This is a genomic window from Streptomyces sp. NPDC002577, assembly GCF_053594815.1.
Window position 1 is genome coordinate 20,165 of record NZ_JBSFWK010000018.1, and the last position, 11,960, is coordinate 32,124.

Below are 11,960 nucleotides of genomic sequence, written 5' to 3' on the forward strand. Positions count from 1 at the left end.
AGCGGTCAGCGAGGAGGGCGCACATGACCAGCGTGCCCCCATGTACTAGAGTTATCTCGACATCGAGATATCTGCCGAGGCGCACCGCAGCCACCACCCTGGTAAGGGTTACCTAACTTAGCCTTACCTTAGCGGATCGGCGACGAGTCGTGGCGGCAGGATGCGGTGGTACGCGCACAAAAATGAAGGAGACTGTCGTGTCGGCGAACAGCTTCGACGCCCGCAGCACGCTGCAGGTGGGCGACGAGTCGTACGAGATCTTCAGGCTGGACAAGGTCGAGGGCTCCGCTCGCCTGCCCTACAGCCTGAAGGTGCTGCTGGAGAACCTGCTCCGCACCGAGGACGGCGCGAACATCACCGCCGACCACATCCGGGCGCTCGGTGGCTGGGACTCGCAGGCGCAGCCGAGCCAGGAGATCCAGTTCACGCCGGCCCGCGTGATCATGCAGGACTTCACCGGTGTGCCCTGTGTCGTGGACCTCGCCACCATGCGCGAGGCCGTCAAGGAGCTCGGCGGCGACCCGGCGAAGATCAACCCGCTGGCCCCGGCCGAGCTGGTCATCGACCACTCCGTCATCGCCGACAAGTTCGGCACCCCGGACTCCTTCGCGCAGAACGTGGAGCTGGAGTACGGCCGCAACAAGGAGCGCTACCAGTTCCTGCGCTGGGGCCAGACCGCGTTCGACGAGTTCAAGGTCGTCCCGCCGGGCACCGGCATCGTGCACCAGGTCAACATCGAGCACCTGGCCCGTACGGTCATGGTCCGTAACGGCCAGGCCTACCCCGACACCCTGGTCGGCACCGACTCGCACACCACCATGGTCAACGGCCTCGGTGTGCTGGGCTGGGGCGTCGGCGGCATCGAGGCCGAGGCCGCGATGCTCGGCCAGCCGGTCTCGATGCTCATCCCGCGCGTCGTCGGCTTCAAGCTGACCGGCGAGCTGCCCGCCGGCACCACCGCCACGGACCTCGTGCTGACGATCACCGAGATGCTGCGCAAGCACGGTGTCGTCGGCAAGTTCGTCGAGTTCTACGGTGAGGGCGTCGCCGCCACCTCGCTGGCCAACCGCGCCACCATCGGCAACATGTCGCCGGAGTTCGGTTCCACCGCCGCGATCTTCCCGATCGACGACGAGACCCTGAACTACCTGAAGCTCACCGGCCGCTCCGAGCAGCAGGTCGCGCTCGTCGAGGCGTACGCCAAGGAGCAGGGCCTCTGGCTCGACCCGGCCGCCGAGCCCGACTTCTCCGAGAAGCTCGAGCTGGACCTGTCGACCGTCGTCCCATCGATCGCCGGCCCGAAGCGCCCGCAGGACCGCATCGTCCTCGCCGACGCCGCGTACCAGTTCTCGCAGGACGTACGGAACTACGTGGACACCGCCGACGAGGCGGGCGAGGAGTCCTTCCCGGCCTCCGACTCCCCGGCCGTCACCAACGGTGTGCCGACCAAGCCGACCCTGGTCACCGCCCCCGACGGCTCGACGTACGAGATCGACCACGGCGCTGTGACCGTCGCGGCCATCACCTCCTGCACCAACACCTCGAACCCGTACGTCATGGTCGCCGCCGCCCTGGTGGCCAAGAAGGCGGTCGAGAAGGGCCTGACCCGCAAGCCGTGGGTCAAGACCACGCTGGCCCCGGGCTCGAAGGTCGTCACGGACTACTTCGACAAGGCGGGTCTGACCCCGTACCTCGACAAGCTGGGCTTCAACCTCGTCGGCTACGGCTGCACCACCTGCATCGGCAACTCCGGTCCGCTCGACGAAGAGGTCTCCAAGGCCGTCAACGAGCACGACCTGGCCGTCACCTCGGTGCTCTCCGGCAACCGCAACTTCGAGGGCCGGATCAACCCCGACGTCAAGATGAACTACCTGGCGTCCCCGCCGCTGGTCGTCGCGTACGCCATCGCCGGTTCGATGAAGGTCGACATCACGCGCGACGCCATCGGCACGGACACCGAGGGCAAGCCGGTCCACCTCGAGGACATCTGGCCGACCGAGGCCGAGGTCAACGAGGTCGTCGCCTCGGCCATCGGCGAGGACATGTTCAACAAGTCCTACCAGGACGTCTTCGCCGGCGACGCCCAGTGGCAGTCGCTGCCGATCCCGACCGGCAACACCTTCGAGTGGGACCCGCAGTCCACCTATGTCCGCAAGCCCCCGTACTTCGAGGGCATGACGATGGAGACCACCCCGGTCTCGGACATCGCCGGCGCCCGCGTGCTGGCCAAGCTGGGCGACTCGGTCACCACCGACCACATCTCCCCGGCCGGTGCGATCAAGGCCGACACCCCGGCCGGCAAGTACCTCACCGAGCACGGTGTGGAGCGTCGTGACTTCAACTCCTACGGCTCGCGCCGAGGCAACCACGAGGTCATGATCCGCGGCACCTTCGCCAACATCCGCCTGCGCAACCAGATCGCGCCGGGCACCGAGGGCGGCTTCACCCGCGACTTCACCCAGGCAGACGCGCCGGTGTCGTTCATCTACGACGCCTCGCAGAACTACCAGGCCGCCGGCATCCCGCTGGTGATCCTGGCGGGCAAGGAGTACGGCTCCGGCTCGTCCCGCGACTGGGCCGCGAAGGGCACCGCGCTGCTCGGCGTCAAGGCCGTCATCGCCGAGTCGTACGAGCGCATCCACCGCTCGAACCTCATCGGCATGGGCGTCCTGCCGCTGCAGTTCCCGGAGGGCGCCTCGGCCGAGTCCCTCGGCCTGACCGGCGAGGAGACCTTCTCCTTCACCGGCGTGACCGAGCTCAACGAGGGCACCACGCCGCGCACGGTGAAGGTCGCCACCGACACCGGCGTCGAGTTCGACGCGGTCGTCCGCATCGACACCCCCGGTGAGGCGGACTACTACCGCAACGGCGGCATCATGCAGTACGTGCTGCGCAGCTTGATCCGCAAGTAAGCGGTACGGCAACGGCATTTGAGGGCCGCATTCCCGGTACGCCCGGGGGTGCGGCCCTCCGCCGTACGTATGCGGTGTGCGGAGGCGGTGTCACACCCAGCCGCGCTGCGCCGCCCGCACCCCCAGCTGGAACCGGCTCGCGGCGCCGAGCCGGTCCTGCAACTCGCTCACCCTGCGCCGCAGCGTCCGCAGGCTCACGCCCAGGTGCCGGGCCACCGCCTCGTCCTTCATGCCGGCCGCGAGCAGACCGACCAGCCTCCGCTCGCCCTCCGTGAGGTCACCGTCGGGCACCGGCTGGCCGAGCGGCGTCGCCTGCTGCCAGGCCATCTCGAACAGCTTCTGCAACGCCTCGGTCACCGCCGAGTGCCGTACGACGACCGAGCAGTAGCCGCCCGCGTCGGAGGCCGTCAGCGGCAGCATCGCCACCCGGCCGTCGACGAGCAGCAGCTTCGCCGGCACGGAGGGCAGCACCCGGGCCTGTTCGCCGAGTTCGACCATCTTCCGGGCGTGGGAGAGGACGTCCGGGTCCTCGAGGGCGGTGGCCGCGTAGATCGTGCGGTAGACGACGCCTCGGCTCAGCAGATCGGACTGAAGATCCAGCTGCGGGGTGCGCGGGGCGAGATACGGCGGCGTGTCGAAGAGGCACACCTCGTGCTCGGCTCGGGCGTACAGCTCCTCGAGGCGCGCGGCGTTGGCACCCTCGCCCGACACCACATCGAGCAGGCGGTCCGGCTTCTCGCGTAACAGCCCCGCCTCGTATGCCGTTGCCATCTCCGCGGCGGTGGCGGCGAGCAGCTCCGACTCGGTCTCACGCCGGCGGATCAGGGCGCGGATCGCCACGCGCGGATCGACGGCCCGCAGCCCGCCGACCGAGTCCGGCGGCTGCAGCAGCCCCAGAGCAAGGAGCCGGTCGCAGGCCTCGCGGACCTGGCCGTCGGACGCACCGGTCAGCAGGGCCCAGCCCGGGTGGCCGGCGTCGGGCTGATGGAGGATCGCCTGGTACAGCAGCTCGTCGAAAGCGGTGACCCCCACCGCGGCCCAGGGGTTCGCGGCGGGGGTCCGGGGTGCCGAGTAGTGTCCCGTGTTCACCATGGCCCGGCACGGTAGTGGATCTGTGTTAAAGCTGTGATGCCTACTTCACGCCGTAGGCGCGCAGCACGGTCTGGTCGATCTTGTTGCCGTCCGGGTCGGATGCCTGGACGCGCAGCGACACGAACTTCGCGCCCTTCGGGTGCTTGATCTTCGCGAGGTGGCCGCCGTCGCTGTGCCCGACGTTCACCTCCTTCCAGGACGTGCCGTCGTCGTACGAGACCCAGGCCTTCAGATCGCGAGCCTCGACGCTTCCCTCCTGATCCCGGACGGAGAGCCCGAGCTCCGACTCCGGGCCTTCGACGCGGTTGAGGAGGTCGAGACCCGTCACTTCGTAGTCGACGGAGAGCAGCGGCAGCGCCGTCTCCGTGTCGGTGTTCGCAGAGGTGAAGGACCACTCGGTGTGGGTGCTCGTGGAGTATGGCGCCCAGTCGGCCGTCCGCTGGGTGTCGAGCACGAATCGGTACGAGGCCTCGGCCGCCGGGACGTTGAAGCTGCCCCAGCCGCCGTACGGCGACAGCGGGTCGCCGACCGGCGTGCCGTCCGCGTACAGCGTGCCCTTCGCCGTGTCCTGAGTGCCGTCCACGTATCCGTAGTGACCGGGCGTGGAGTCGCTCAGCTCCGGTACCTCGAAGGTGAGTTTGTCGCCGGTGCGCTGCGAGAGACCGTACTCGGCGTCCGTCGCGGGGCGAACGACCTGCCGGAACCAGTTCTCGCTGGGTTCGGTGCCCGGCTTCTCGTACGTGCGCAGGTTGGCCCACAGAGGCTGTCCGGCGTCGTAGTCCGGGTATGCGGTGTGCCAGACGCGAGTGTCGGGGTCCGCGAGGTAGTACTCGGTGCGCTCCTTGCCCACGTACAGATAGTTGCCGGACTCGATCGCGTAGAGCTGCCAGGGGCGGAAGGTGTACGCCCTGTCCCAGCTGATCGCGCCGGCCCGGGCTGCGTGGTAACGGACCTTCTGCTTGGCGAGGTTGGTCTGGTCGAGCTTGTACGTCTGGTCGCCCGAGATCGCCCCGGACTGCGGGAACACCAGGTTGTAGACGTACGGGCTGATCTCCGTGCCGCCCAGCTTCAGCGTGACCTTCCCGGAGCTCTTCAGGAGCGAGGTGAGCTTCTCGCCCTCCTCTCCGGAGACGGTGATCACGGGGATCGTCGCGCTGTCCACAGCGGTGAGCCAGCGACCGGGCGTCTTGCGGTACGCGATGAGATAGCTCGCCCCGGCCGCGGTGGCGTTGGCGAGCGCCTCGTCCGGGCCCCATACCGTCGCGCCGACGCCGACCACGACCGCCTTGCCCTTCACGTCGAGGCCCTCGAAGTCGGCTGCGGTGCCGCCGCCTGCGTCCACCGCCTGGACGGTGTGATCACCAGTGATCTTCACGGGGAAGCCGGTGTAGGTATTGGCGTACTCGGGTTTGAGCGTGTACTGCTCCGGGCTTGTGACGCTTGCCGTCAGCTCCTTCGCGTACAGGCGGAACTTCGCGTAGAAGTCGAAGGTCCCCTTCGTGACCTGCTCGGTCGGCGCGACGTAGATGTGGTCCTTCCACTGGCCCTCGGAGTACGTCAGGCCGAAGCTGCTGCCCGGGCCCTCCCGGTGCCACGCCGTGGTGACGCCCTGGTGCTCGGCGTCGCGTTCCTTCGTCACCGGCTTGATCTCGACCGCCTTACGGGCGTCGAGCGTCACCTCCGTGTCGCCGGTGACCTCGATCTCCGGATCGCCGACGACCGAGCTGCTGATCGGATTGTCGCCGGAGTCCAGCTCGGGGATCCAGGTGGCGAAGGAGTACGTCCCGGCCGGGACCCGCCAGGTCCACGAACCGCCCATGTACCCGTACTCGTTGGGATAGGCGCGGTTCAGCTCCTGCATGGTGTACAGCGCGTACGGTGCGTCGGCGCCGTCGCGGCCCAGGACGTTCACCTTCAGGTCGTACTTCTTCGGCTGCTTCTCGTAGCCGACGCCCGTGGTGACGGTGACGCCGTCGGCTGTCGCGGTGATGTGGCCCGCGTACCGGCCCTGCGCGGCCTTGGCGGGGTCCACGGAGACCGGGACGGTGGCGGTGCCGCCGGCAGGGACCGTCACCTCGGAGGCGCCCAGGCTCAGCGAGTCGTCGGTCAGGGAGCTGCTCAGCTTCACGGTGACCGGCGCGTCCGTGGTGTTGGTGTAGGTGATGTTCTTGCTGCCGATCTCCGTGTCGCCGTCCTCGTACAGCCCGAAGCTCAGCGTGGGCGTCGCGAAGACGTTCTGCGTGGCGGCGCGCACGACGTCGACGCGGCCGTCGCCCTGCTGGAACACGGAGTTGGTGGCATTGGTCTTCGCGGTGCTCGCGAGGGCGGCCTTGAGCTGCTCGTTCGTCCAGTCCGGGTGCGCCTGGGCGACCAGCGCTGCCGCGCCGGCGACATGCGGGGTCGCCATGGACGTACCGCTCGACGACGTGTAGTTGTCGTCGACAGGCGTCCCCATGGTGGTGCCGGAGGCGCGGGCCGCCACGATGCCGACACCCGGCGCGGTGATCTCCGGCTTGACCCCGTAGTCGCCGGTACGCGGACCGCGGCTGGAGAAGTAGGCGAGACTGTCGGTCTTGCTGACCGCTCCCACGGTGAGGGCGGAGTCCGCGATGCCGGGGGTGGCGACGGTCTGCTCGCCCGGGCCCGAGTTGCCCGCCGCGATCACGAAGAGGGCGCCCGTGGAGGCGGACAGCTCGTCGACGGCCTCGCTCAGGGGGTCCGAGGCCGCGTACGCGGTGCCGCCGAGCGACATGGAGATGACATCCGCCCCGGAATGTGCGGCCCACTCCATGCCCGCGATGATCCAGGAGGACTCCCCGGAGCCGGAGTTGTCCAGCACCTTGCCGACCATCAGTTCGGCACCCGGCGCCACGCCCTTGTACTTGCCGCCCGACGCCGCGCCCGACCCCACGATCGTGGACGCCACGTGCGTACCGTGGCCGTGCCCGTCCTGCACCACCTGGTCAGGCACGAAGCTCCGGGACTCGGCGATCTTCCCGGCGAGGTCGGGGTGGCCGGTGTCGACGCCCGTGTCGAGGACGGCGACCTTGACGCCCTTGCCGTCGTAACCAGCCTTCCACAGCTCGGGGGCGCCGATCTGCGGGACGCTGACGTCGAGGGAGACCTTGACTTTGGAGTCCAGCCAGAGCTTGTCGATGCCGTCGCCGAGCTTGGAGTTCTTGACGCCCTCGGCGTCCTTCGCCGATGCCGGGGCGATGTCCGCCCAGAAGTCCTCGGCATCCGCCTTCTTCGCGGAGAGCGCGGCCCCGTCGATCCCCGGCAACGCCAGCGTCTTGCGCGCACCCTCGGGAACCTCGGCCGCCTTGCCGTTCCGATAGGTGGCGATCAGCGGGATCGCCGTGGTCCCCGTCTTCTTGGCGCCCGTATCAGCCTTGTCTGCGTAACCCTGCTTCACCAGCCGCGTGATGTTGAACAGCGCCGGGTCGAGCCGACCCGCCTGCACCAGCGGCAGCGCGTCCACCGGTACGACACTGACCTCGCCGTTCTGCTCGGTCGACACGAACTCGACGGCCTCGCGCCCCTCGCCGCGCTGCACGTCCACGGCGTGCTTCCCGTCCGCGGCGGTGGTGACGGTCACCGTGTCACCGGTGATGAGGGTGACGGTCCGGGCACCGGCCCCCTTCGCCAACGAGGTCCCCGGCGTGGTGGCCGGGGACCTCGGATCGGCTGCTGCCACGGGCGCGATGGCACCCGCGAGCAGTCCGGCGGCCGCCCCCACGGCGGCCCAGAGGATATGGAGTCTTCGCATGTGTCTGCTGCCTCCCCTGATGACACCCGGCTGTCCTGCCGGGAGTTGTGATCAGGGTGGTCGCCGTGAGATCAGGCGCTCAAGGGATCTCTGTGGCCGAGCTGTGCCATGGCCCACTTCGGTCACGGGAGGGACGCAGCGCCGCCCCGGCTGCCGCGGTGCCCGGAGCGCTGAACTCGTCGCCCACGCACATGCGGCCCACAGGCTCCTCCCAGACGACCGGGGGAGCATCCGGCTATGCCTGGCACCCGAAGCGGCCACGTCCGCGTGCTGATCGTCGACGACGAGCACAGTTTGACCGAACTGCTGTCCGTGGCGGTGACGGAGGCGGGGTGGCGGCCCTATCTGGCGGGCGACGGACAGACAGCCCTGAAGACCGCCCGCCGCTGCGCCCCGCACGCCGTCGTGCTGGACGGGATGCTGCCCGACCTGGACGGCGTCCAGGTGCTCAAGCGACTGCGGTACGAGAACCCGAAGCTTCCCGTCCTTATGCTCACGGCGCGCGACGCGCTGGAGCACCGCATCGACGGGCTCACCGCGGGCGCCGACGACTACGTCACGAAGCCCTTCTCCCTGGAGGAGGTCGTGCTGCGGCTGCGCGGGCTGCTGCGGCGGGCCGGTGTCGAGGACGCGAAGGCCGACGACTCCGTCCTGGTCCTCGGGGACCTGGTCCTGACCGAGGAGAGCCGGGAGGTGCACCGCGACGGCACGTCGATCCAGCTGACGGCCAAGGAGTTCGACCTGCTCAGTCTGCTCCTGAGCCACCCGCGCCAGGTGCTGAGCAAGGCCCAGATCCTGGAGTACGTGTGGAGCAGTTCCTTCGACGGCGGCGGGAACCTGGTCGAGGTGTACATCTCCAGCCTGCGCCGCAAGATCGACAAGGGGCGGGCGCCGATGATCCACACGGTGCGCGGGGTGGGGTACGCCATCAGGCCGGTGGGGGACGGGCGATGAACACCCGCGGGCACGCACGCCTGAACGGGCGGTCACTGCGGACGCGGCTGCTGGTCTTCATCAGCATGACCCTTGTCGCAGTGCTCGCCGCTATGGCCCTCACCACGATCCTCGCCCAACGTGCCTATCTGCTCGGCAATCTCGACCAGCGCGTCACCGACACCGCCGAACGCAGCCAGGGCGGAATCCAGCGCCGTCCAGGAGACGAGACGGACCTGGGGTTTCTCGGCGAGCGCGGGCATGCCGTCGGTACGCTCGCCGCCCGGTTCGACGACGAGGGGAACGTCATCGCCGCGGAAGTGGTGACCCAGGACGGCGGCCAGCAGGTACTCACCGCCGGCCAGCGTGCCGCTCTGGACGGCATCAGGACCGACGGCACGCTGCACACCCGCACCGTCCCGGGCCTCGGCACCTACCGCGTCACCGCCATCGGCGGCGACGGCACGTCCGTCCTCGCCGGGCTGCCGATGGACGACGTACAGGACATGATCAGCCGACTGGTCGTGGTCGAGGCCGTGGTGGCCGGCGTCGGCCTCGCCGTCGCGGGCTGCGTGTGCGCCGTGGTGATCCGGCGGCAGTTGCGCCCGCTCGGCCGGGTCGCCGCCACCGCCGTCGAGGTGTCGCGCTTCCGGCTGGACCGCGGCGAGGTGACCGGCCTCACCCGGGTCCCCGAACGCGACACCGACCCCGGAAGCGAGGCCGGACAGGTCGGCGCCGCGCTCAACCGCATGATCGACCACGTCGAGACCTCGCTCGCCCAGCGCCAGCGCAGCGAGGAGGAGATGCGGCGCAGCGAGGAACGGATGCGCCGCTTCCTCGCGGACGCCAGCCATGAACTGCGCACGCCGCTCGCGTCGATCGCCGGATACGCGGAGCTGATGAACCGCGGCACCGAGCGGATCGAGTCCAGCCTCGCCTGGCGCCGGGTCTCCGCCGAGTCGGCCCGTATGACCGGGCTCGTCGAGGACCTGTTGCTGCTGGCCCGGCTCGACGAAGGCCGCCCCCTTCACTCCGGGGAGGTGGACCTCGCGGCGCTGGTCGCCGAGGCCGTGTGGGACGCGCGGGCCGCCGGTGACACTCACCGCTGGGAGCTGGCGCTGCTCATCGACCGTCCGGCGCTCGTCGTCGGCGACGAGGCGCGGCTGCACCAGGTCGTGGCGAACCTCCTGACCAACGCCCGTGTGCACACGCAGCCGGGGACGACCGTCGTCGCTTCGGTGGAGGCTACGGACGCGTGCTGCACCATTCGCGTACGGGACGACGGCCCCGGCATCCCCGCTCAGTTCCTGCCGTCGGTCTTCGAGCGCTTCACGCGCGGCGACGCCTCCCGGTCCCGGACCAGCACCACCGGCAGCGGCGGCAGCGGCAGTACGGGCCTGGGACTGGCCATCGCCGCCGCGATCACGGCGGCGCACGGCGGCCAGATCACCGTGGACAGCGAACCCGGCCGCACGGAGTTCGCGCTCACGCTGCCCCCGGCAGGCGCGGCCCCGGACATGGCGTCGGACGCGGTTTCGGACGCGGCTTCAGGTTCGGCTCAGGTTGGGGCCTCACAGTCGTGACGCACGGCCGTCCGGAAGGGACGTGGCCACGACGAAGGGAGCCAGCGACGATGACCGAGCTCGACACCGGAGAGCCCGCGCAGGCGAAGACCGGCCGAGGCGCGCACGCCAGCCGCCGCAACTTCATGCGCAAGGTCTTCTTCGCGAGCGGCGCCACGGCCGTTGCGACCATGGGCGGCGCCGGGGCCTGGGCCGCGCTCGCCGACGACACCACCGGCACGGCCGACGCCTCGGCGTCCGCCGCTCCGAGCGGCGCTCCCAGTGGCGGTCCGGGCGGCGGCGCCGGCGGCCCCGGCAACCAGTCGATCACCGAGGACTTCTTCGGTCTCACCACCGACGGCAAGAAGATCGACGACCTGTTCACGATCCACTCCACGGGTGTGGCCACCGCTCCTGTGATCGCCGCCGCGAACGCGTTCCTGGCGGGCCTGACCGACGACCAGAAGTCGTCGACGCAGTTCACCGTGCACTCCACCGAGTGGCGGCTGTGGAGCAACGTCGACTCGTACGAGCGCCAGGGCGTCAGCCTCGCCGACCTCTCCGACGACCAGAAGGCGCTCGGCACCGCCCTGCTGAAGTCGGCCCTCAGCGCCGACGGCCTGGAGATCACGGAGAAGATCCGCAAGATCAACCAGGCGGCGGGCGAGGCGATCAATAACACCAACTCGTTCAACGAGAACGCCTATTACTGGACGGTCATGGGCACCCCGTCCGCCACTGAGCCCTGGGGCTTCCAGTTCGACGGCCACCACCTGGTCATCAACTACTTCGTCCTCGGCGACCAGGTCGTCATGAGCCCCTGCTTCTGGGGCTCGGAGCCGACCTCCATGGAGATCGACGGGGAGACCGTGACGGTGTGCCACGAGGAGGTCGTGGCGAGCCTGGCCTTCATCAACTCCCTGACGGAGGCCCAGCAGAAGGTGGCCATCGCGTCCTCGACGAAGTCCAACGAGTCGATGAAGGCAGGAGCCTTCTCTGACAACACCGTTCAGGAGTACGCGGGCATCCGGGGCAACGCACTCACCGGCGCCCAGAAGCTCAAGCTCCTCGCCGTCGCCGAGGCGTTCGTCGGCCGCGCCAAGGCGGACGCCGCCAAGGTGCGCATGTCCGAGATCCGCAAGCACCTGGGCGACACCTACGTCACCTGGGCCGGCGGTATCGAGGACGACTCCGCCTTTTATATCCGGGTGCACAGCCCCGTCGTCTGGATCGAGGTCGACTGCCAGGCACCGGGCCCTCTCGCGGGTGCTTACGGCGCGGCGCAGGGAAGCGGCGCGACGCAGAAGCACGTCCACTCCATCATCCGCACGCCGAACGGCAACGACTACGGAAAGGAGCTCCTTCGACAGCACTATCTGACGTCTCCTCACCACCAGTGATCCACCAGTGATCCACCGGTGAGCTGAGCGAGCTGAACAGGGTTTCCAGTCATCGCGAGGCCGCGCCCGCCGTCACGGGGGTGCGGCCCTCGTGTGCCCGCGGACAGGTGGGCATCGGCGGACAGACGACGCAGCGGTGGACAGACGGCCCTGATGTGTCGGTGCTGCTTGCTGCGCCGGGCGTTTACAACTGTGGCGGCCCTCGCTAACTTCACGAGCAGTGAGATGGGAGCGCTCCCATATTCAGCGGACCGGAACCCGCCCCAAGGAGTGCTCCCATCCCACGCGCACC

General features: G+C 69.4%; 6 protein-coding genes. 4 read left to right on the forward strand and 2 right to left on the reverse strand.

Annotated features, from left to right (window positions below):
• The first annotated feature begins 197 nt into the window (after nucleotides 1-197).
• Nucleotides 198-2,912 carry an aconitate hydratase AcnA gene (gene acnA, locus ACWD4J_RS22820; RefSeq protein WP_451397254.1) on the forward strand — a complete coding sequence of 905 codons (2,715 nt, stop codon included), beginning with the start codon at nucleotides 198-200 and terminating at the stop codon, nucleotides 2,910-2,912.
• A gap of 90 nt (nucleotides 2,913-3,002) precedes the next feature.
• Here the strand turns inward: acnA and ACWD4J_RS22825 are convergent, their stop codons facing one another.
• Both ACWD4J_RS22825 and ACWD4J_RS22830 read right to left on the reverse strand, forming a co-directional pair.
• Nucleotides 3,003-4,004 (reverse strand): response regulator transcription factor, encoded by a 1,002-nt coding sequence (locus ACWD4J_RS22825; RefSeq protein ID WP_451397255.1) that lies wholly within the window; start codon nucleotides 4,002-4,004, stop codon nucleotides 3,003-3,005.
• Nucleotides 4,005-4,044: 40 nt separating this feature from the next.
• Complete coding sequence (locus tag ACWD4J_RS22830) at nucleotides 4,045-7,773, reverse strand: S8 family peptidase (protein WP_451397256.1); 3,729 nt, start codon at nucleotides 7,771-7,773, stop codon at nucleotides 4,045-4,047.
• Nucleotides 7,774-8,010: 237 nt separating this feature from the next.
• On the opposite strand from ACWD4J_RS22830, the gene ACWD4J_RS22835 reads away from it, so the two are divergent.
• The 3 genes from ACWD4J_RS22835 to ACWD4J_RS22845 are packed head-to-tail and all read left to right on the forward strand — an operon-like array spanning nucleotide 8,011 to nucleotide 11,668.
• Entirely contained in the window at nucleotides 8,011-8,727 is a 717-nt protein-coding gene (locus ACWD4J_RS22835) for a response regulator transcription factor (RefSeq protein ID WP_451397257.1), read from the forward strand.
• A complete protein-coding gene (locus ACWD4J_RS22840; RefSeq protein ID WP_451397258.1) occupies nucleotides 8,724-10,289 on the forward strand; it encodes a HAMP domain-containing sensor histidine kinase in 1,566 nt (521 codons plus the stop codon). The genes ACWD4J_RS22835 and ACWD4J_RS22840 overlap by 4 nt, the downstream gene beginning before the upstream one ends.
• Before the next feature lie 50 nt (nucleotides 10,290-10,339).
• Entirely contained in the window at nucleotides 10,340-11,668 is a 1,329-nt protein-coding gene (locus ACWD4J_RS22845; protein ID WP_451397259.1) for a DUF3500 domain-containing protein, read from the forward strand.
• Nucleotides 11,669-11,960: the final 292 nt, after the last annotated feature.